19 protein-coding genes and 2 pseudogenes are annotated in these 21,961 nt (G+C 65.9%); 17 read left to right on the top strand and 4 right to left on the bottom strand.

The window, feature by feature from the left end:
• Window positions 1-142: 142 nt before the first annotated feature.
• Window positions 143-580: pseudogene (locus X268_RS23210) on the top strand (helix-turn-helix domain-containing protein); the annotation flags it as partial.
• 120 nt (window positions 581-700) lie between these two features.
• Here the strand turns inward: X268_RS23210 and X268_RS23215 are convergent.
• Window positions 701-3,022 (bottom strand): molybdopterin guanine dinucleotide-containing S/N-oxide reductase, encoded by a 2,322-nt coding sequence (locus X268_RS23215; protein WP_164937882.1) that lies wholly within the window; start codon window positions 3,020-3,022, stop codon window positions 701-703.
• 203 nt (window positions 3,023-3,225) lie between these two features.
• Between X268_RS23215 and X268_RS23220 the strand changes: the two genes are divergently transcribed.
• Window positions 3,226-3,576 (top strand): RidA family protein, encoded by a 351-nt coding sequence (locus tag X268_RS23220; protein ID WP_128927075.1) that lies wholly within the window; start codon window positions 3,226-3,228, stop codon window positions 3,574-3,576.
• Between the two features lie 8 nt (window positions 3,577-3,584).
• On the opposite strand, the gene X268_RS23225 is transcribed toward X268_RS23220, so the two are convergent.
• Complete coding sequence (locus X268_RS23225; protein ID WP_245477616.1) at window positions 3,585-3,863, bottom strand: hypothetical protein; 279 nt, start codon at window positions 3,861-3,863, stop codon at window positions 3,585-3,587.
• 30 nt (window positions 3,864-3,893) lie between these two features.
• Complete coding sequence (locus X268_RS23230) at window positions 3,894-4,088, bottom strand: hypothetical protein (protein WP_128927076.1); 195 nt, start codon at window positions 4,086-4,088, stop codon at window positions 3,894-3,896.
• 87 nt (window positions 4,089-4,175) lie between these two features.
• Between X268_RS23230 and X268_RS23235 the strand changes: the two are divergent.
• Window positions 4,176-4,690 (top strand): annotated as a pseudogene (locus X268_RS23235) (YciE/YciF ferroxidase family protein).
• 86 nt (window positions 4,691-4,776) lie between these two features.
• Here the strand turns inward: X268_RS23235 and X268_RS23240 are convergent.
• Complete coding sequence (locus X268_RS23240) at window positions 4,777-5,634, bottom strand: SDR family oxidoreductase (protein ID WP_128927077.1); 858 nt, start codon at window positions 5,632-5,634, stop codon at window positions 4,777-4,779.
• A gap of 252 nt (window positions 5,635-5,886) precedes the next feature.
• Here X268_RS23240 and X268_RS23245 point away from each other — a divergent pair, with 252 nt between their 5' ends.
• The 14 genes from X268_RS23245 to X268_RS23310 all read left to right on the top strand — a co-directional run bounded on the left by X268_RS23245 (window position 5,887) and on the right by X268_RS23310 (window position 21,955).
• Complete coding sequence (locus X268_RS23245) at window positions 5,887-7,137, top strand: ABC transporter substrate-binding protein (protein ID WP_128927078.1); 1,251 nt, start codon at window positions 5,887-5,889, stop codon at window positions 7,135-7,137.
• A gap of 124 nt (window positions 7,138-7,261) precedes the next feature.
• Window positions 7,262-8,089, top strand: coding sequence for a helix-turn-helix domain-containing protein (locus tag X268_RS23250; protein WP_128927079.1), 828 nt, complete (start codon window positions 7,262-7,264; stop codon window positions 8,087-8,089).
• Between the two features lie 190 nt (window positions 8,090-8,279).
• A complete protein-coding gene (locus X268_RS23255; RefSeq protein WP_128927080.1) occupies window positions 8,280-9,290 on the top strand; it encodes a branched-chain amino acid ABC transporter permease in 1,011 nt (336 codons plus the stop codon).
• A 1-nt stretch (window position 9,291) separates the two neighbouring features.
• Entirely contained in the window at window positions 9,292-10,374 is a 1,083-nt protein-coding gene (locus tag X268_RS23260) for a branched-chain amino acid ABC transporter permease (RefSeq protein WP_128927081.1), read from the top strand.
• The gene (locus X268_RS23265; protein WP_128927082.1) at window positions 10,367-11,149 is read left to right on the top strand and encodes an ABC transporter ATP-binding protein; all 783 of its coding nucleotides are present in this window, start codon (window positions 10,367-10,369) and stop codon (window positions 11,147-11,149) included. The genes X268_RS23260 and X268_RS23265 overlap by 8 nt, the downstream gene beginning before the upstream one ends.
• Window positions 11,142-13,352: an ABC transporter permease gene (locus X268_RS23270; protein WP_128927083.1), complete on the top strand. Its 2,211-nt coding sequence runs from the start codon at window positions 11,142-11,144 to the stop codon at window positions 13,350-13,352. The genes X268_RS23265 and X268_RS23270 overlap by 8 nt, the downstream gene beginning before the upstream one ends.
• 3 nt (window positions 13,353-13,355) lie before the next feature.
• Complete coding sequence (locus X268_RS23275; protein WP_128927084.1) at window positions 13,356-14,189, top strand: phosphoenolpyruvate hydrolase family protein; 834 nt, start codon at window positions 13,356-13,358, stop codon at window positions 14,187-14,189.
• Window positions 14,190-14,215: 26 nt separating this feature from the next.
• Entirely contained in the window at window positions 14,216-17,131 is a 2,916-nt protein-coding gene (locus X268_RS23280; RefSeq protein ID WP_128927085.1) for a flotillin family protein, read from the top strand.
• A 9-nt stretch (window positions 17,132-17,140) separates the two neighbouring features.
• Window positions 17,141-17,611 (top strand): SRPBCC family protein, encoded by a 471-nt coding sequence (locus X268_RS23285; RefSeq protein WP_128927086.1) that lies wholly within the window; start codon window positions 17,141-17,143, stop codon window positions 17,609-17,611.
• Entirely contained in the window at window positions 17,581-18,024 is a 444-nt protein-coding gene (locus tag X268_RS23290; RefSeq protein WP_128927087.1) for an SRPBCC family protein, read from the top strand. Before X268_RS23285 ends, X268_RS23290 begins: the two co-directional genes overlap by 31 nt.
• Before the next feature lie 2 nt (window positions 18,025-18,026).
• A complete protein-coding gene (locus tag X268_RS23295; protein ID WP_128927088.1) occupies window positions 18,027-18,845 on the top strand; it encodes an FAD binding domain-containing protein in 819 nt (272 codons plus the stop codon).
• Between the two features lie 6 nt (window positions 18,846-18,851).
• The gene (locus X268_RS23300) at window positions 18,852-19,328 is read left to right on the top strand and encodes a (2Fe-2S)-binding protein (RefSeq protein ID WP_128927089.1); all 477 of its coding nucleotides are present in this window, start codon (window positions 18,852-18,854) and stop codon (window positions 19,326-19,328) included.
• Window positions 19,329-19,336: 8 nt separating this feature from the next.
• Complete coding sequence (locus tag X268_RS23305) at window positions 19,337-20,932, top strand: xanthine dehydrogenase family protein molybdopterin-binding subunit (RefSeq protein ID WP_128927090.1); 1,596 nt, start codon at window positions 19,337-19,339, stop codon at window positions 20,930-20,932.
• Window positions 20,933-21,955 carry a xanthine dehydrogenase family protein molybdopterin-binding subunit gene (locus tag X268_RS23310; RefSeq protein WP_128927091.1) on the top strand — a complete coding sequence of 341 codons (1,023 nt, stop codon included), beginning with the start codon at window positions 20,933-20,935 and terminating at the stop codon, window positions 21,953-21,955. It abuts the gene before it with no gap.
• Window positions 21,956-21,961 lie beyond the last annotated feature (6 nt).

Consider the following 21,961-nt stretch of genomic DNA (forward strand, 5'->3'; position numbering starts at 1 on the left):
CGCAAACAGCCGCAAAGCCAGAAGAGGACGAGCGATGTCGAACAATCTGCACGCGACGCATGCCTGGATCGATCTTCCGGCCGGCGCGCGAGATCACGAGGTTCTTCGCCCAACGGTGCTCATCACCCGGGAGAGCCCACGCACGGAACCGGAGTCGCCGCGCGTCAGGGTCAATGCCTTGCCGAAATGGCGGCTGCGGCGCGTCGAGCAATACATCGCCAATCATTTCGACCGCTGTATCAGTCTCTCCGAGCTCGCCAATGTTGCCGGCCTGTCCAGGATGCATTTTGCGGCACAATTCCGCGCCGCGACCGGCTTCCGTCCCCGCGAATATCTGCTGCATCACCGGACCGAGCACGCCAAGATGCTGCTCGCCACCACCGAGCGTCCATTAGCGGAGATCGCGCTGGCCGTGGGCTTCAGCACGCAGGCTCATTTTTCGACCGTGTTCAAGCGCATCACCGGCGAGTCTCCGGCGCGCTGGCGTCTCGCCAGCAAGGGCAAGCAGCTCGCGCTCGAAGCGCCTGCACCGCGCCGCCCTTCCCCGGAGACGAATTGGATCGCCAGCGCCGCAGCATGATCAATCTACCCGGCTCGCGTCTCGTCCTCCCGAACCTGCGAGCCTCTTGGGGCCATCCTGCGTCCGCACAGGATGGCCCCTTTTTTCCTGGTGCGCGGCACGAGGCGTATACCAGCGCTCCTACGCGGGATCGAACGCGCGGATCGGCGGCAGATTGCCTGAAAACTTCTCTACCTCGACCGTCGTCAGCTGACCGGTGCAGCCCTGCGCCAGGGATGAGGTGCCGATGTCGCGGGTAAGCACGTTCGGATTGCCGTGAACGCAGAGCGGCGCCTCGTCCTCGGGGTCCATCGGATCGTACCAGGCGCCCGTCGGAAGCTGCACCACGCCGGGCGCAATGCCGTCGGTGATGTGAACCGCGGCCAGGCAGGCGCCGCGCTCGTTGAACAGCCGGATGATGTCACCATCCCCGATGCCGCGCGCGTCCGCATCAACCGGATTCATGCGCGCGACCTCGCGGCCGCGATGCTTTGCGGCAAGCGAATGGCCGCCGAAATCGAGCTGGCTGTGCAGGCGCGTCACCGGCTGGTTGGCGACGAGGAAGCACGGTGAGCCGGGCTTCGGCATATCGGTCTTCTCCAGCCAGACCGGATGTCCCGGACAATCGGCATCGCCATGGCTTGCGATCTTCGCCGAGAAGATCTCGATGCGGCCGCTCGGAGTCGGCAGGGCGTGATTGACGGGATCTTCACGAAAACGGCGCAGCCGGCCGCCGTCATCGGGCTGCTGCGGCACGACCAGGCTGCCGCGCGCCCAGAATTCGTCGAAGGCCGGCGCCTCCAGGCCGCGCTTGGCGAGCGAGGCTCGGGTCGGCTCGTAGAGATGCTCCAGCCATTGACGCGATGTGCGACCCTCGGTGAAGGGTTCGCGGGCTCCCAGACGTTCGGCGAGATCGGCGAAGATGTCGTAATCGTCGCGTGCAAGCCCGAACGGCTCGGCGATCTGGTGCATGGCGACCATCAGAGGATCGTTGGTGGAGTAGCCGATGTCCTCACGCTCGAGCGTCATGGTCGCAGGCAGCACGATGTCGGCGTGCCTTGCCGTGGCGGTCCAGGCCAGCTCGTGCACGACGAACGTATCGAGTTGCGCAAACGCCTTGCGCAGGCGGTTGATGTCCTGGTGATGATGGAAGGGATTGCCGCCGGCCCAGTAGACCAGGCGGATGTCCGGATAGGTGCGCGTCTCGCCATTGTAGCGATAGGTGGTGCCGGGATTGAGCAACATGTCGGCGATGCGCGCCACCGGAATGAAATCGGCGACGCCGTTGCGACCCTGCCCGAGCGTCGGCCCCGGCACGTCGTTGACGCGGCGGCCGTAGTAGCCGATCGCACCCAGCGAATAGGCGTAGCCGCCGCCGGGAAGGCCGATCTGGCCGAGCGCGGCCGCGAGCACCATGCCCATCCACACCGGCTGCTCGCCATGCTCGGCGCGCTGCAGCGAATGCGAGACGGTGATCAGCGCGCGTTTTCCGGCAAGCCGCCGCGCCAGCTGGCGGATCGTGTCGGCCGCAACGCCTGAGATCGCCGCAGCCCATTCGGCGTGCTTGGCTTGGCCGTCGCTCTCGCCGGTGAGATAGCGCAGGAAGACCGGCCAGCCCTCGGTGTAGCGATCGAGGAAGGCCTGATCGTGCAGACCTTCGCTGACCAGCGTATGGACGATGCCGAGCATCAGTGCGGTGTCGGTGCCGGGCACGCAACTCATCCATTCCGCGCCGGCTTCCACCGGCAGATCATCGCGCAGCGGGCTGACCAGGACGAATTCGCAGCCGCGCTTGCGCGCAGCCGCCATGGCGCCACGCTCGACGTGCTTGCTGATGGAGCCGCCGGCCACCATGGAGTTCTTCAGTGCCATGCCGCCGAAGGCCAGCACGATCTCGGTCTTGGCCGCGATCTGCTCCCAGGTGACGTTGCGCTTGGTAATGTCCTCGTAGCCTGCCAGAATCTGCGGCAGCAGCACCGAGGACGCGCCCGAGGAATAGGTGTTCACCGAGCGCACATAGCCGCCCATCGCGATGTTGAGGAAGCGATGGACCTGGCTCTGGGCGTGATGAAAGCGGCCGGCACTCGCCCAGCCATAGGAGCCGCCGAATACGGCGCCGGGGCCGCGCGTGTCGCGGATGCGGCCGAGCTCGTCGCCGAGCAGATCGAGGGCCTTCTCCCAGCTGACCGAGACGAACTCGTCGCGGCCGCGGCGATTGTCGGGACCCGGTCCGCGCTCGAGCCAGCCGCGCCGGATCGCCGGCTGGGCGATGCGCGCCTGATGGCGGAGCGCGCCGGGGAAATTGTCGATGATGCCGTTTGGATCGGGGTCGCCCGCATAGGCCCGGACCTCGAGGCCCGCCGCGCCCTGACGCGCGGAAAACACGCCCCAATGCGAGGTGTGCGGCCTGAAGCCATCCGACAGATCGAGACCGGGGTCGGGAAAGCCAATCGTATCGTCCATCATCTGATCCTTGTTCCGGTACGCGACGGCAGTATACCGATCCAAGCCGGGATGTCGTCGAAATCAGCGCCGCAGAATGCCCGGGCTGTCGTGCGCGCAGAGCTGGCTGGAAACCCGTCGCCAGACTATGCGGCGGCAATTCGCAGACAAAGCCCCTAGAATGTGCGATATGCCGCTCCTCTCACAGCGACAATGGACTCCTCATGATCAATCGCATCTCGCCGTACGAAGGTCTGCTCCACGAAGTGGTCGAGCACAATGGCGTGCTCTATATCGGCGGCATCGTCCCGGAGGACACCAAACTCGATATGTCCGGCCAGGCCAAGGACGTTCTCGGCCAATTGACGCAGCTCTTAAAGACGCTCGGATCCGATCCAGCCAACGTCTTGCAGGTGACGATCTACATGACCGACCTCAAGGAGAAGGCTGAATTCAACGCGGCCTGGAAAGCGCACTTTGCGGAAGCTCATCTGCCGGCGCGCGCCGCCATCGGCGTGGCCGATCTCGGTCCGGGCGTCAAGCTCGAGATGACCGCCATTGCCGCCCGGACATAGGAGCGGCATCATCCACGCGCGCAGCAATCGACCAGCAGCTGCCAGATCCGCTGCGTCTCGCCCCTCTCGCGCCCCTCCGGTACCTTCTCGGCGCTGGACTGATCATATCTGGCGATGGTGTGCGTTTCGCGAGGCACGATCCATCGCTCCGAGATCGGGTCGTACCATTTGCCGATGTTGAGCTCAGTCACGGCGATCAACTCACAGATTTGATCAACGGTTGGCGATGCGCCTGCCGCGGCTTCACTTGAGCCGTTGAGCGACGCGCCACTCAGTTTACCAATCATGAGCTCGCACGATCGTTCCGCATCGCCGCATCATCCCGGCCGGGCCGGATGCAGCGTGCGCGGATGCCGCTCGTGCAGCAGCCGTGCGAGCTCCTCGCGCTCGGTTGCGCGTCCCTTCATGGCGGTCTCGAACAGCGCTTCCTGGATGTCGCGAGGCATATCGCCCCACACCTCCATCGCCGCGCGTCCGAGCAGGCCCGCAAGATGATCAATTCCGTCGTTCATTCGGCTCTCCCGGTCTGCACATTGGAATGGAACAGCTGCGGCCGCGCAGCGTTCCAGTGTCATCATTGTGAAAAGGAGGCGTCTTTTATGGGATTCTTCACCAAGGACATCAATCGATGGAAGACCTGCTGCTGCATGGGCTGCAGGATATCTATTACGCGGAGCAGCAGATCCTGAAGGCGCTGCCCAAGATGATCGACAAGGCCACCAACAGGGATCTGGTCGCCGGATTGAAAGCTCATCTGGAGGAGACCAACAAGCAGGTCGAGCGGCTCGACAAGGGGTTCGCCAAGCTCGGCAAGGCGCCCAGCGGCACGCAGTGCCCGGCCATCGACGGTCTCATCGAGGAAGCCGACGCGACTGCCGGCGAGATCGAGGACAAGGCCGTGCTCGATGCCGCGATCGTGGCCAACGCGCAGGCCGTAGAGCACTACGAAATGTGCCGCTACGGCACGCTGATCGCCTGGGCGGAAGAGCTCGGTCATGACGATATCGTGCGCTTCCTCACGACGAATCTCAATGAAGAGAAGGCCGCTAACACTAAGCTGAACACGGTGGCGCTCCGCAAGGGCGTCAACGCCAAGGCGTCCAGCGCCGCCTGATCGAGATCTGATGATGGCGCATGTGGCGGCCCGGCTTCCGGTGCCGCCACACTGTGTGTGCTCTCGGCGTCGCAGACGCTGTTCGATCAGATGAACGGCTTTCCGCCTGTGACGGCCAACGTGGCCCCTGATGTGTAGCTCGAGAGCGGATCGGCCAGCATGACATAGGCGGTGGCGAGCTCGGCCGGCTGGCCGGCGCGCTGCATCGGGACTTGCTTGCCAAAGTTCTTGACCCTTTCCTCCGACATGGTCGAGGGGATCAGCGGCGTCCAGATCGGACCCGGGGCCACGGCGTTGACCCGAATGCCTTTCTCCGCCAGCATCTGCGCGAGACCGCCCGTGAAATTCTGAATGGCGCCCTTGGTCGTAGCGTAGGCCAAAAGGCTCGGGTTCGGCATGTCAGAGTTCACCGATGCCGTGTTGATGATCGCCGCGCCTGGCTTCATATGGGGAACGGCTGCCTTGGTCAGATAGAACATGGCGTGGATGTTGGTCGCGAACGTGCGCTGCCACTCCTCGTCGCTGATGTCGGCGATGTCCTTGAACGTGGCCTGATGGGCCGCATTGTTGACGAGGATGTCGATGCCACCGAGCTCCTCGACGGTACGGCGCACGACGGACCGGCAGTGATCGGGATTGCTGATATCGCCTGACATTAGAACCACCTTGCGTCCCTCCCGCTCGACCAGGGCCTTGACCTCGGCTGCATCCTCGTCCTCGTTCAGATAGGCGATGACGATGTCCGCGCCTTCGCGGGCATAGGCGATCGCGACCGCCCGGCCGATGCCGCTGTCACCTCCGGTGATGAGCGCTTTCTTTCCGGCCAGACGGCCGGCACCCCTGTAGCTCTCCTCGCCATGATCGGGACGTGGATTCATTGCGCGCGTCGAACCGGGCATCGGCTGCTGCTGCGAAGGATAAGGCGGCTTCGGGTATTCGATCATGGACGACTCCAGCAATTTGCTCCGCTAACGGAGCCCCGCCGGAAGTGTTCCTGTAGCCGCGCTGCTGCACCGCAGAACCATTTGCGCCGCAGCATTCAAAAATGAGACTGCCCGTCAAGCCCGACGAGGTACCCACGCGTGCAGCGCATCCGACTTCGGATAGCTTTTGTTCAAAGCTGCGGGCCTTCGAAAGCCACGGGGCACCGCGCCGGTCCGGTGCGGCAATAAATCAACGACACAGGGAGGAGCACAATGTCGAAATGCGGAGTGGGACTGCTCGCGCTGAGCAGCCTGTTTCTTTCAGGCGCGGCAATCGCTCAGGAAAAGATCAAGGTCGGCGTGACCGCCACCCTCGAAGGCACCTACACGGTGCTCGGCGAGGACGGCATGCGCGGCCACCAGACCGCGCTCAACGTGCTGGGCAAGAAGGTCGGCGACAAGGAGCTCGAATTCATCGTCGCCTCGACCGACGCGACACCGGACTCTGCCGTGCGCGCCGTGCGCAAGCTGATCGAGCAGGACAAGGTGCAGATTCTGCTCTCGCCGCTCTCCGGCGACGAGGGCATTGCGGTGAAGAACTTCGCAAAGACCCATCCTGAGCTGACCTTCATCAATGCGGCCTCCGGCGCGCAGGAAACCACCTATGTCGATCCCGCCCCGAACTTCTTCCGCTACAACATGGACGGCGCGCAGTGGCAGGTGGGCCTCGGCAAATACGCCTATGAGGAAAAGAAATATCGCAAAATCGCAACCGTCGGTGAGGACTATTCCTTCATCTACACCCAGGTGTTCGGGCTCGTGCTCGAGTTCTGCGGCGCCGGCGGACAGGTCACCAACCGGCAATGGGTGCCGCTCGGCACAAAAGATTTCGCCTCGGTGATCGCCGCGCTGCCCGACGACGTCGATGCCATCTATCTCGGCCTCGGCGGCGCCGACGCCGTCAACTTCCTCAATCAGTATCAGCAGGCCGGCGGCAAGGCGCATCTGATGGGCGGTTCCATCATGATCGACCAGACCATCCTGTCGTCCAAGGGCAATGCCAAGAACGCCTTGATCGGCACCATCGCGGCGAGCGGCCAAGCCGACACCTGGGAGGATCCGGGCTGGCAGAAATTCGTGAAGGCCTATCAGGACGCCTTCCCGCCCAACAAGCGCTTCCCGAGCCCCTCGCTGCTGGCAACCAACTACTATGATTCAACGATGGCGCTGATCCTCGCGCTGCGTCAGGTCAATGGCGATCTCTCCAATAATCAAGGGAAGTTCAGGGAAGCGCTGGCGAAGATCGAGCTCGATGCGCCGAACGGCAAGATCAAGCTCGACTCCAACCGCCAGGCGATTGGAACCAACTTCGTCACCGAGGTCGTCGACGACGGCAAGGGCGCGCTGTTCAGCAAGGTGGTGAAGGTGATCCCGAACGTCAATCAGACCCTCGGCTACGATCCGGCGGTGTTCGCCAAGATCGGGCTGCCGAGCCGTACTGTGCCGGAATGTAAGAAATACTGACGCATCACGTCGGCAATACGCAACCGGGGAGCGACTTGCTGACGCGGTCGCTCTCCGCTCTTGCAATCTCGGCGGCGTTGTTGAACGCTGAGCGAAAAGACAAGAACATTCGGGAGGGGAAGGCATGAGCCGCGCGCTCGCCGTCTTCCACGGCCGGTTTGGTCGGGCGACGGTTTATCAGTTGAACCGCCCTTTCAATATTCACGCCCATCGAGAAGGTCATCTGATCTTCCATGTCGGCGGCATGCCGGCGTGCATCGACGTGTCCGATGGGCACTACGATCTGAGCGATACCTCCGTCGTCGCCGTCAATCCCTGGGAGCCGCACAACTTCCTGCCGACCGATCTCGACGGCGGCGCGATCTTCTTCGTGCTTTACGTCAATGCCGAATGGTTTGCGCCGGATGCCTCGGGCACCGAACGAATGCGGTTCGGCCGTACCCAGTTCAGGCGCACGCCTGCTCTCGACAAGCACATCAGGCGGACTGCCGCGCTGGTGTGCGGCGCACCGTCCCTCTCCAGCCTCGATTCCGAGCTGCGGCGGCTCATCGACATCTGCTACGACGAAAGCTGGCAGCAGGCCGAGGTCGCGCGCGATCCACGCGCAAATGGCTCCGTCACCGACTTTCGCGTGCGCAAATGCATCAAGATGATGTCGGAGAGCCCCGGCGCGGAAATCGAGCTCGACACGATCGCGCGGGAATCGGGCCTGTCGCGGCCGCACTTCTACCGCCTGTTCCGCGTCCAGACCGGCGTCACCCCGAACCTCTATCTCAACACGCTGATCATGGAACAGGCGCTCGAGGCGCTGGTGGCGAGCGAGGCGCCGATCGCCGATATCGGCTTCGATCTCGGCTTCTCCTCGCAAAGCGGTTTCACTCGCTTTTTCGCCGCCAATGTCGGAATGGCTCCGACCGATTATCGCCGTGCAGCCAAGGTTTTGCGCGCCTGAGCGCGGGCCACGAAAAGATACTCACGATCAAACGTCGCCCTCACCGCCCGGCTAGGATGCCCGCAACGCGATCCCAACAAGTGGATTGCGACCGACGGGAGCGCACGTTCATGGCGAGGCTAGCGGCCTGTGACGGTCTGCCTGCTGCCTCTTCCCGCAGGCGGGGAGAGGGGAAGAGCGGACTGCACACATGAGCCGCTTCGTCGAACGCCATCCGGCCTGGGCGCTGATCGTGATCATCGCCATAGCCGTCGCGCTCTGGCTGATTTTCGCGGTCTGGCCGCCGGGGCTGGAAGAGGCCATCGGCCGCAAGCGCGTCTTCCTCAACGCCGTCTTCAACGGCATCACGCTCGGAGGACTTTATTTCCTCGTCGCCAGCGGCTTCACGCTGATCTTCGGCCTGATGCGCAACGTCAACCTCGCGCACGGCTCGCTCTATCTGTTCGGCGGCTATGTCGGCTATGCCATCAGCAGCGCCACCGGCTCCTGGCTGCTCAGCTTCATCGTCGCCTTCATCCTCACGGCGCTGGTCGGCGTCCTGCTCCAGGTCATCGTGTTCCGCCGGATGGAGGGACAGGACCTCAGGCAGACCATGGTGACGATCGGGCTGTCGATCGTGTTTGCCGATCTCATGCTCTGGGCCTGCGGCGGCGACTTCTACCAGATCCAAACGCCGAACTGGCTGATCGGCCCCGTGGAGCTGCCGCTGATCACGGCGATCAAGTCCTCGGGCGAGCCGGTCTATCTCAGATATCCGATGGTCCGGCTGGTGATCTTCCTCGCCTCCGTCATCATCGGCGTCGCGATGTGGCTCCCGCTCAACCGCACCCGGATCGGCATGATCATCCGCGCCGGCGTCGACGACCGCGATATCCTCGCCGCGACCGGCGTGCGGATCCAGCTCGTCTTCGTAGCCGTGTTCGCGTTCGGCGCGGGGCTTGCGGGGATCGCCGGCGTGGTCGGCGGCACCTTCCAGTCCTTGTCGCCGGGCGAGGACATCCGCTTCCTGCTCGCTTCCCTCGTCGTCGTGATCGTGGGCGGCATGGGCTCGATCCCGGGGGCGGCGCTCGGCGCGCTGATCATCGGCCTCGCCGAGCAGCTCGGCTCGGTCTACATCCCGACCTATGCCATCGTCGTGACCTTCCTGATCATGGTGCTGGTGCTGGCGATCCGGCCGCAAGGCCTGTTGGCGAGGCGCTGACATGTCGCTCACTCACGATGCCCGCGTTGCCGTTCGTCGCGTCACTGTCGCGCAGAGTCCCCCGCGGACGTGGCCTGAGATCAACAATCCCGCCGCCTGGATCGTCGCGGCCATTCTCCTGATCATGCCGCTGATCGCCAACGGCTTCTTCCTGATCGAGATCTTCGCGACCACGCTCATCCTCGGCATCATGGCGCTCAGCCTGATGTTTCTCGCAGGCTACGGCGGCATGGTCAGCCTGATGCAGCTCACCATCGCGGGCTTCTCGGCCTACATGGTCGCCGTGTTCGGCGTCAGCGGCAACGCCAATATCAGCCTGGGCTGGCCGTGGTGGCTGGCGGTGCCGATGGCGCTGGGGCTCGCGACGGCGTTCGGCACGCTCGGCGGCGCGCTCGCGGTGCGCACCGAGGGCATCTACACCATCATGATCACGCTCGCGATTGGAGCTGCCTTCTACTATTTCACCAACCAGAACTGGGCGATCTTCAACGGCCACACTGGCATCAACACGGTGGCCACGCCGCATTTCTGGGGCGTGAACTGGCGCGCCGACATTCCATTTTACTATATCGTGCTTGCGGTCGCCGCGCTCTGCTACTTCGCCGTCGAATATCTGTCGCGCGCGCCCTTCGGCCTCGCGCTCCAGGGCGTCCGTGACAATCCGCGGCGCATGGCGGCGCTCGGCTTCAACGTCAATGCGCACCGCGTCGCCGCCTATGCCTTTGCATCCTTCATCGCCGCCCTCGCCGGCGTCCTCCAGGTCTGGAACTATCGCCAGATCTCGCCCGGGTCGGTCAGCGTCGGGGCCTGCATCGACGTGCTGATCATCGCCGTCGTCGGCGGCATCACGCGCCCGATCGGCCCGTTCATTGGCGCGCTGATCTTCGTGCTGCTGCGCACCTTTGCGCTCGACGTTCTGATCAAGTTCGGACTTGACGGCAATCGCTTCCGCCTGCTGATCGGCCTCGGTTTCCTCGCCATCGTGTTCTGGTCCTCGGACGGCGTCATCGGCCTGTGGCAGCGCTGGCGCCAGAGCCAGCGTGGGGCTGCAGATCGACCTCGCGGAGGACGCGGCCATGGATAGCGTCGCGCAGCGCCTTTCGGCCGTCGGTGCCGGCGCCGCGCTGGAGCTGCGCGGCGTGACGCGGCTGTTCGGCGCGCTCGCCGCGCTGACCGACGTCACCATCACCGTTCGTCCGGGCGAGCGGCGCGCCGTGCTCGGCTCCAACGGCGCCGGCAAGACCACGCTGTTCAACTGCATCACCGGCGACTTCCCGCCCTCCTCCGGCACCATCCGCTTCTTCGGCGAGGACGTCACCCACTTCCCGCCCTATGAGCGCATCCGCCGCGGGTTGCGCCGGACCTACCAGATCTCGGCTCTGTTCCCCGGCCTCACCGTGCAGGATAACGTCTATCTTGCCTGCCGCGGCGTCTCGCGCGGGCGCTTCTCGTTCTTGCGACCGGGACAGAACGATGCCCTGATGCACGCGGCCGACAACCTCGTCCAGGCCGTGCATCTGTCCGCCGTGAAGAACCAGCGCGTGGCCGAGCTCGCCCACGGCCAGCAGCGGCAGCTCGAGATCGCGCTGGCGCTCGCCGGCGCGCCGCGCTTCGTCCTATTCGACGAGCCTGCCGCTGGCCTGTCGCCGACCGAGCGCGCCGAGCTGATCGAGATCCTGACCTCGCTGCCCGCGCATATCGGCTACATCATCATCGAGCACGACATGGACGTAGCGCTGCGCGTCGTCGAAAGCGTCACGATGATGCACAACGGCCGCGTCTTCAAGGAGGGCCTGCCGGAAGAGATCCAATCCGACCCCGAAGTGCAGGAGCTTTATCTCGGAGGCGGCCATGAGTGAGACCCGCCGATCTCCCGCCGCACTCGAGGTCCGCGGGCTCGACGTCTACTACGGTCACTCGCACGCGTTGCAAGAGGTCGACCTCACGCTGGAAAGCGGCGTGTTCTCCGTCGTCGGCCGCAACGGCATGGGCAAGACCACGCTGTGCAAGGCGATCATGGGGCTGGTCGGCGTGAGCGGCGGATCGATCCGCGTCCGCGGCGAAGACGTCACGCGGCGGCCTCCCGCCCAGATCGCCCGGCTCGGCGTCGGTTACGTGCCGCAGGGCCGCCGGCTCTGGCGCTCGCTCAGTGTCGACGAACATCTGCAGCTCGCTGGCGGCATGCGCTCCGGCGCATGGACAGTCGAGCGCATCTACGACACCTTCCCGCGCCTCGCCGAACGCAAGGGCCACGGCGGCGGCCAGCTCTCGGGCGGCGAACAGCAGATGCTGGCGATCTCGCGCGCGCTGCTCACCAATCCGCATCTGTTGATCATGGACGAGCCGACCGAGGGTCTCGCGCCCGTTATCGTGGCGCAAGTCGAAGAGATGCTGCTGCGGCTCCGCGAGGACGAGGATATGTCCGTGCTGGTGATCGAGCAGAACATTGGCGTCGCCACCGCGGTCTCGCGCAACGTTGCGATCATGGTCAACGGGCGCATCAACCGCATCATCGACTCCGCGCGCCTCGCCGCCGACCGCGAACTGCAGCAGCGCCTGCTCGGCGTCGGGCTCCACGCCGAGCTCGAGCCGGATCTCGACGTCGCCGAGGCCGGCACCGAGGCGAAACCCGTGCCCGCGCCACGCCGCGACGGGCCGGTCCGCATCTACGTCTCCAACCCGACGCTGCCGACACGGTGGTCGCAGCCGGTGCCGATCGCCCGCATCGAGGCCGCAGCGCGCACGCTCTCCACGCAGATCGCGCGGCTCGACGAGACGGCGCGACGCAAGCGCGAGCCGGCGGCGGCGCAGACTGGCGGTCCGCCGGTCGTGCTCGTGGTCGGCACGCTCGACACCAAGGGCCTTGAGCTGCGATTCATCCGGGACATCATCGCCGAAAGCGGCCTGCGCACACGCCTGGTCGACGTCTCGACCAGCGGCAAGCATTCCAGCTGCGATGTCTCCGCGCAGGAGATCGCACTGAACCACGGCCGCGGCGGCTCCGCCGTGTTCGGCCCCGATCGCGGGGTCGCGGTGACGGCGATGGCCGATGCCTTCGCCAACTGGCTGCGGCGCCAGGGCAATGTCGCCGGCGTGATCTCGGCCGGCGGCTCGGGCGCAGCATCGCTGGTTGCCCCGGGCATGCGCGCGCTCCCCGTCGGCGTGCCCAAGCTGATCATCTCCTCCGTCGCGTCCGGTGACGTCGGCCCCTATGTCGGTCCTGCCGACATCACCATGATGTACTCCGTCACCGACGTGCAGGGGCTGAACTCGATCTCGCGCGCGGTGCTGGCCAACGGCGCCAATGCGCTGGCCGGCATGGTCAAGGCGCGGCTCGATCAGCGCGCCGCGACCGCGCGCTCCACCGGCAGCCTGCCTTCGGTCGGCATCACCATGTTCGGCGTGACGACGCCGGCGGTGCAGAAGATCGCGGCCGATTTGCGCGACGATTTCGAGTGCCTGGTTTTCCATGCCACCGGCGTCGGGGGCCGCTCCATGGAAAAGCTCGTGGAGTCCGGCCAGCTCGCCGGCGTCATCGATCTCACCACAACCGAAGTCTGCGACCTTCTAATGGGCGGCGTGTTTCCGGCGACGGAGGACCGCTTCGGCGCGATCATCCGCAGCCGGCTGCCCTATGTGGGCTCGGTCGGCGCGCTCGACATGGTCAATTTCGGCGCGCCCGACACCATTCCCGAGCGCTATCGCGGCCGCAAGTTCCACGTCCACAATCCGCAGGTGACGTTGATGCGGACGACGGCGGACGAGAATGAGCGCATGGGCCGCTGGATCGGCGAGCGGCTCAACCACATGGATGCCCCGGTGCGTTTCTTCCTGCCCGAGGGCGGCGTTTCCGCACTCGATGCACGGGGCCAGCCATTCTGGGATCCGGATGCCGACGCCGCGCTGTTCCGCGCGCTGGAGCGCACCGTGCGGCAGACCGGCAACCGCCAGCTCATCCGGATTCCCAAGAACATCAACGATCCCGACTTCGCCGCCGCCATTGTCAGTGCATTCCGAGCCCTGTTCGGCCGCACCGGCGCGCGGCGGAGACAAGCGAGGTGACCGATGGCCAAGTTTGAACGCGCTGCCCTCCTGAAGAAGTTTCGCGACATGGCGAGGCGCGGCGAGCCGATCGTCGGCGGCGGCGCCGGCACCGGCCTGTCGGCCAAATGCGAGGAGACCGGCGGCGTCGATCTCATCGTCATCTACAATTCCGGCCGCTATCGCATGGCCGGCCGCGGCTCGCTGGCCGGCCTGATGGCTTACGGCGATGCCAACGCCATCGTGGTCGAAATGGCGGCGGAAGTGCTGCCCGTGGTCACCCGCACGCCGGTGCTTGCAGGCGTCAACGGCACCGACCCGTTCCGCGAGATGGACGTATTCCTCGACCAGTTGAAGGCCCTTGGTTTCGCAGGCGTGCAGAACTTTCCGACCGTCGGCCTGATCGACGGCACTTTCCGCGCCAATCTCGAAGAGACCGGCATGTCCTATGCGCTCGAGATCGACATGATCGCCAGGGCGCACGACAAGGACATGCTGACGACGCCCTATGTGTTCAGCGAGAAGGAAGCCGCCGCGATGGCGATCGCCGGCGCGGATATCATCGTCTGCCATATGGGGCTGACGACCGGCGGCACAATCGGCGCGCAGACCGCGCCAAAGCTCAAGGACTGCCCGGCGCAGATCGACACCTGGGCCTCGGCTGCGCTGAGCGTCAATCCGGACATCCTGGTGCTGGCGCATGGCGGCCCGATCGCCGATCCCGCTGACGCCGATTTCATCATGAAGAACCCCCGCCATTGCCACGGCTTCTACGGAGCGTCCTCGATGGAGCGACTTCCCGTGGAGCGGGCGCTGACGGAGCAGGTACGTCAATTCAAGGCGATCGGCGCGCGATAACGCCTGAAGGTTCGAGGGAGGGAAAGATGTCGGGGATGTTGGTCGGTGAATTGATCCTCTGGCTGATCGTCGCGATCGTCGTGATCGTGGTCGGCGTCTATATCGTGAACTGGCTCTACCACCGCTCCTCCAAGGAGACCTCGTTCGTCCGGACCGGTTTCCTCGGCGAACGCGTGGTCATCAACGGCGGTGCCTTCGTGCTGCCGTTCATCCACGACTACACGCCCGTCAACATGAACGTGCTGCCGATGGGCATCGTGCGCTCCCGGCAGGATGCCGTCATCACCCGCGACCGCATGCGCGTCGACATCGAGGCCGACTTCTATGTCCGGGTGCAGCCGACCCGCGAAGCCGTCTCGATCGCCGCGGCCACGCTCGGCCGCCGCACCATGGAGCCGGAGCAGCTGCATGCCCTGCTGGCCGGCAAGTTCATCTCCGCGATCCGCTCGGTCGCCTCCGAAATGACCATGGAGGAGATGCACGAGCGTCGCGGCGACTATGTCGCGCGCGTCAAGACCAATGCCGCGGAAGCCCTCGCCCAGAACGGCCTCGAGCTGGAATCGGTCGCCATCACCGATCTCGACCAGACCGACCTCGAGTTCTTCAACCCTTCGAACCGGTTCGACGCCGAAGGCCTGACCCAGCTGATGCAGGACATCGAGGCCAAGCGGAAGCTGCGCAACGACATCGAGCAGGATTCGATGATCAAGATCCGCGCCCGCAATTTGGAGGCCGAGCGGCAGGCACTCGAGATCGAGCGCGAGAGCGAGACTGCGCGCCTGGAGCAGGAACGCGACATCGAGATGCGGCGCGCCCTGCAGCGCACCGAGGTCGCCCGCGAGCGCGCGCTGCGCGAGACCGAGGCCGAGCAGGCGCAGATCTCCGCCCGCGAGGCCATCGAGCGCGCCCGCATTGCCAATGACCAGGCGATCGCCGAGGCCCGCATCGCCTCCGAGCGCGAGACCCGCCAGAAGGAGATCGAGCGGACCCGCACCATCGAGGAGAAGGAGCTGCTGGCGCGCGAGGAGATCGAGAAGACCAGGATCGCCAACCAGCGTTCGATCGACACGACGCGGATCGCCTCCGAGCGCGAAGTGCGCCAGCGCGAGATCGAGCGCATGCGTACAGTGGAGGAAGCCGAGATCGCGGCGCGCGAGGCGATCGAGAAGGCCCGCATCCAGCAGGATCGCGTCGTCACCGATGCCCGTATCGCCAATGAAGAGGAGACGCGTCGCCGCGAGATCGAGCGGACCCGCGCGGTGGACGAGGCCGAGATTGCCGCCCGCGAGGCCACCGAAAAGGCCCGCATCGCCCAGACATTGATCGTCAATGTCGAGCGCATCTCCTCCGACGAGCGGACCCGCGCGCTGGAGATCCAGCAGGTGCGCACCATCCAGGAGGCCGAGATCGAGGCCCAGCGCGCGGTCGAGGCCGCCCGCATCGCGCGCGAACGGACGCTCGCTGCCGAACGCATCGCCGCCGAGCAGAACACGCGGCAACTGGAGATCGAGCGCAACCAGGCGCTGGACGTTGCCGGCATCGCCGCGCGCGAGACCACGGAGGCCAGCCGTATCGCCCAGGAGGAGCGCGTGCGCTCGCTGGAGATCGCCCGCAACCGCGCCGTCGAAGAGGCCGACATCGCCTCGCGCGAGGCGATTGAGGCAGCCCGCATCGCCCAGGAGAAGGCGGTCGCGGCCGAGCGGATCCAGGCCGAGCGCGACACCCGCGCGCTCGAAATCGAGCGCACAGGCGTGCTGGAAGCCGCCGAGCTGAAGCGGCGCGACGCCATCGAGCGCCAGCGCATCACGGTCGATCTGGCGCTCGAGGCCGAGCGCATCAACTCCTCGAAGAAGCGCGAGGTGCTCAACATCGAGCAGAAGAAGGCGATCGAGATCGCTGACGAGGACCGCGTCATCGCGCTGTCGACCAAGCGCTCCGAACGCATCGACGCCGATCGCCAGGTCAAGCAGGCCGAGATCGTTGCGCGCAAGGAGGTCGAGACCACCGACGTCTCGCGCGAGCAGGCGCTGGAAGCCGCCCGCATCGAGCGGCGCCGCGCCATCGAGCAGCTGGAGGTCGCTCGCGTGCAATCCCTGCAGGAAGCCGAGATCGCCTCCCGCGAGGAGGTCGAGCGTGCCCGCATCGCGTCGGATCGCGGCCTGGACGAGGCCCGCATCGGCCGCGAGCGCGAGCTGCGCAAGCTCGAAGTCAACCGCGAGAAGGACGTCGAGACCGTCCTGATGGAGAAGGCGATTGCGATCCATCAGAAATCGCTGGAAGAGTCCGCCGCGCGCGCCGCCGCCGAGGAGGCCCGGATGCGCGCGACGGAAGCCACCGAACGCGTCGTCACCGCGCGCGAGAGCGAGATCGCCAAGCGTCGCAAGACGGTGGAGATCCTGCTTGCCGAGAAGCAGGCCGAGGAGACGCGGATCGCTGCGGAGGCCGAGCGCGTCCGCGCGGCGGTGGAGGCCGAGGCGCAACGGATGCTGAACGAGGCCGAGAACGTTCTCACCGATCAGGCGCGTTACTCGCTGTTCCGAAGAAAGCTGCTCGACCGCATCGAGGGCATCGTGCGCGAGAGCGTCAAGCCAATGGAGAAGATCGAGGGTATCCGCATCCTCCAGGTCGACGGCCTCAATGGCAACGGACACGGCAACGGCAATGGCGGCCGCAGCGCCACCGACGAGGTGATCGACTCGGCGCTGCGCTACCGAGTCCAGGCGCCGCTGATCGACTCGATCCTGTCGGACATCGGCGTCGAAGGCGGCAGCCTCGCCAAGATGCCGGGCCTGATCCGCGAAGCCCGCGACATGCAAGGCATCAAGGAGTCCGCACGGAAGAGCGGCGGAGGTGGCGGCGGCAGCGACAAGCCGGCTTCCTCCCCGCCTGCGGCCGAGGGCGGCGAGCCGCCGGCCGAGCGCGGGCCGCGGAAGAAGAGCTGAGGTCGCGCCATGGCCCGCGTCTACGTCTCCACCGTCGTCAACGCCCGCAACGACCGCGTTTGGGCGCGGGTGCGCGACTTCAACGGTTTGCCGAACTGGCATCCGGCCATCGCCGAAAGCCGCATCGAGGGCGGTGAGCCCTCCGACAAGATCGGCTGTGTGCGCGATTTCCGCCTGCGCAACGGCGACCGCATCCGCGAGAAGCTGCTGGGCCTCTCCGACTACGACATGTTCTGCACCTATTCGATCCTGGAATCGCCGATGGGCGTCGAGAATTACGTTGCGACGCTGCGGCTCACGCCCGTCACCGACGGCGACCAGACTTTTATGGAATGGACCGCCGAATTCGACTGCGCCCCGGAGCGGGAAACCGAGCTCGTCAACAGCATCGGCGGCGGCGTGTTCCAGGGCGGGTTCGATGCCCTCAAGCGCGTGTTCGGGGGGGGACGGTGTCGCATATCGTCAAGAGCACGATCCTGAACGCACCGACGGATGCGGTATGGAACGTGCTGCGCGACTTCAACGGGCATGATCGCTGGCATCCGGCGGTGGCGACCTCCTCGATCGAGCGCGCGCAGTCCTCCGACAAGGTCGGCTGCGTCAGGCGTTTCAAGCTGAAGGACGGCTCCGAGCTGCGCGAGCAGCTCCTGGCTCTGTCCGACCTCGAACAGACCTTCAGCTATTGCCTGCTCGATACCCCGATCCCGATGTTCAACTACGTCGCCCATGTCCGCCTGCTGCCGGTCACCGATGGCGACCGGACCTTCTGGCACTGGGAATCCCGCTTTACCACGAAGCCGGAGGATCGCGACCGCATCACGAACATGGTTGCGGAAGACATTTATCAGGCCGGATTCGAGGCGATCCGCCGACATCTGAAGGAGGCCGCATAATCATGGCCGTGACGGTAAAGACCTTTGCAAGCGCCAGCGAAGCGGCCGGCGCGCTGTCCTCCGATCGCAGCGCGCGCTATCTCGGCGGCGGCACGCTGGTGATGCGGGCGCTGAACGAGGGCGACGTGTCGATCTCGACCGTTGTCCGCGCGCAGGATCAGGCGCTCACCCGCATCGACGCCTCGGGCCCGCGCGTCACGCTGGGCGCCGGCATCACCTTCGCACGCATACTCGCCGAGCGCGACCTCGCCTTCCTGCATGCCCCTGCCCGCTCGATCGGCGGTCCCGCCGTGCGCAACATGGGTACGGTCGGCGGCAATCTCTTCGCGCCGACGCCTTACGGCGATTTCACAGTGGCGCTACTGGCGCTCGACGCCACCGTCGCGGTGCAAGGCGGCTTCGGCTCCCGCGATATTCCGATCGAGGAGTTCTTGCAGGCGCGCGAGCGTCAGGCCGGAACGTTGGTGCTGTCGGTCTCCTGCACCCGGCCGGCCAGCAGCGAGGCGTTCCGCTATCGCAAGATCGCGCGGATCAAGCCGAAGGGCGGCTCGGTCATCACGCTCGCAGCACATCTGCCGGTCAGCGGCGGCCGGATCGCAGGCGCTCGCATCGGGGTGGGTTCGATGGCCCCGACGCAGATCCGCGCCCGCGCCGCCGAGCGAGCGCTGGAGGGCCGCACGCTGGACGCCGCGACCATCGCGGCCGCCGCATCCGCGGCGACCGAGGGAACATCGCCATCAGACAATGCGCTCGGCAGCGCCTGGTATCGCCGCGAGATCGTCGGCGTGCATCTGCGGCGCCTGCTGTCGGGACAGGAATAGGTTGCCATGGTAAAGATCCCCCTGCAATTTCGTCACAACGGCCGCGACGTCGCGATCTTCGTCGACGGCGGCACCAATCTGCTGGTCGCGCTGCGCGAATTGATCGGCGACATGACACCGAAATTCGGCTGCGGCCAAGGCGGCTGCGGCGCCTGCAGCGTGCTTGTCGACGGCGAGCTGCACCTGTCCTGCCTGACGCTGGCGGAGACGGTTGCCGGCCGTTCCATCGAGACGCTCGACGGCATGAGGCAGGGCCCGAACCTGCATCCGCTGCAACGTGCCTTCGCCGACCATTTCGCCGCCCAATGCGGCTATTGCACGCCGGGCATGCTGATGGCCGCAAAAGCGCTGCTCGATCGCAACCCCGCTCCGAGCCGCGACGAGGTGGTCGAAGCCATCTCGGGCAACATCTGCCGCTGCACCGGTTACGAGCCGATCATCAATGCCATCCTCGCCGCCGCCGGCGGCCGGGTCAGCGCCTGAGGTCAACCATGCTGGAACTGCGCAAGGACATCTTCGCCGACGAGCGCGACGATAATTTGAAGGAAATCGGCAAGGGCACGCAGCGCCAGGACATGCTCGGCCACGTCACGGGCACGTCGAGCTATTTTGGCGATCACAAGCTGCAAGGGATGCTGCACCTGAAGGTCGTGCGCTCAACCCAGGCCCATGCACGGCTGCGCCGCATCGACATCACCGAGGCCGAGCGCTCGGCCGGCGTCCGCCGGATCATTCGTGGCACTGATGTTCCGGTCAACCTCAACACGCTGCTCAGCCTGATCAATTTCGGCAAGGACGATGAGCCGTCGCTGGCGGTCGACAAGGTCCGCTACAGGGGCGAGCCGATTCTCGCCATCGTCGCCGACAGCGAGCGCGAGGCGTTCGAGGCGATCGCAAAGGTCAAGGTCGACTACGAGCCGCTCCCGACCGTGTTCGACGTCGAGGATGCGCTCAAGCCCGGCGCGCCCGTCGTCAACGAGACCTACCCGAAGAACGCCTTCATCTATCACGACGTCTACGACCACCAGCGCCTGCGCTTCGGCGATGCCGATGCGGCGCTCACGACCGCCGATCATGTAATGGAACAGCGCTACCAGATGTCACCGATCGAGCACGCGCCGACCGAGACCAACGGCGCCATCGCGGCACCCGACACCAACGGCCGCTACATCGTCTACACCTCGACCCAGGCGCTGTTCTTCTCGGTCGACACCTGCGCCAAGATTTTGGACGTGCCCTCCAACACCTTCCATTTCATCGGCGGCACGGTCGGCGGAGGATTCGGCGGCAAGGTGGACACGCTGACCGAGCCGCTCGCCATTCTCGGCGCCATGCTGACAGGGCGCCCTGTCCGTTACGTGTTTGGCCGTGAGGAGGAGATGCAGTACGGCCCACCGCGCGGCGCCGAGCGCATCTACATCAAGGACGGCGTGATGCGCGACGGCCGCATCGTCGCGCGCAAGATCCGCGCCTATTTCGACAGCGGCGCCTATACACGGCTCTCCAGCTACGCCGCGGTGAAATGCGCGGCGCATCTGCCGGGGCCCTACACCATTCCGAACGTCTATGGCGACGTCTACTGCGTCTTCACCAATCGCACGCCCGCGACCGCCATGCGCGGCTTCGGCGTCACCGCGATGGATTTCGCCATCGAATGCCAGATGGACAAGCTCGCCAACCTCGTCGGCATGGACCCGATGGAGTTCCGGATTCTGAACGCCTATCGCGACGGCGACATGAAGGCGCATCGGCGCGAGGCCAAGAACACCGCGCTGATCGAATGCGTCCAGGTCGCGGCCGAAAAGGCCAAGTGGCCGATCCGCGACGAGTTCAAGCGCGCGTCATCCCGCAAGGACGGCGGCGGCAGCCGCGCGGCCATTCCGCCCACGCCGACGGACTCTTCGCGCACGAGACCAGCCGCGCCGGTCCAGCAACGCACCAGTTACGACCGGCTTCCGCCCACCGTCACCCGCGAGCCCCCGCGCGAGCCGCCCCCACCGGCACCGCCGCCTTCCCCACCACGCCCGGCCGCACCGTCACACGGCGCGACCCGGTTCTCCTCCGTGTTCGGCACCAGGAGGCGCTAGATGGCTCGGCATCGCGGACGCGGCATGGCGTCGATCAACTATCCCATCGGCATGAATCTCGGAGGCGATCCGAGCCAGGCTCTGGTGCATTCCAACCCGAGCGGCAAGTTCACGGTGGCGCTGTCGTCGATCGACCTCGGCCAGGGCATGAAATCGGTGACGCGCCAGATCTGCGCCGAGACGCTCGGCGTGCCCGTCGAGGACGTCTATGTCGACACCGCCGATTCCGACACCGGCCCGCATTGCATGGGCTCGTTCGCCTCGCGCGGCACCCATCGCGTCGGCAATGCCGTGATGGCGGCCGCACGGGAGGCCCGTGGCGTGATGATGGAGGCGGCGGCCGAAGAGCTCGAGGTGAACGCCGCCGATCTCGAAACCGACGGCCGCGGCAACATCCACGTCAAGGGTGCGCCGCACCGCTCGATCTCGACCAAGGACGTCGCGATTGCCGCGCAGTTCAAGCAGGGCAAGACCATCTCCGGGCGTGGCATCTTCCTGGTTCCGCTCTCCAACGTCGATCCGGAGACCGGCGAGATGTCGCCGGCAACCTGCTATGCCCATGCCTGCCTCGTCGCGGAAGTCGAGGTCGACGACGAGACCGGCGAGGTTGCGATGGTGCGGATGGACTCGGCTTACGAGCTCGGCCGTGCGCTCAACCCGCGGCTGGTCGAGCAGCAGCTGGTCGGCGGCGCCTGGATGGGCGTCAGCCATGCGCTCTACGAGACCCCGGAGCCCTATTATCCCGATCCCGTTCACGGGCCGCGCGATTTCGTCGAATATCTGATGCCCGGCCCCGGCGACATCTGCCCGCATGACATCGCGGTGCTGGAACGCCCCGCGCCTGATGGTCCCTTCGGCGCCAAAGGTCCCGGCGAGATGTGCGCCAACCCGGTGCTGCCCGCCGTTGCGAATGCGATCTTCAACGCCGTCGGGGTCCGCATCGACGACCTGCCGATCACGCCCGAGAAGGTGCTGCGCGCGATCAAGGCGCAGGGCGGCGCGCGGCCGCAGGCGCGACGCTAGAGGATC

Origin of the sequence: Bradyrhizobium guangxiense (assembly GCF_004114915.1) — a bacterium.
Classification (GTDB): domain Bacteria; phylum Pseudomonadota; class Alphaproteobacteria; order Rhizobiales; family Xanthobacteraceae; genus Bradyrhizobium; species Bradyrhizobium guangxiense.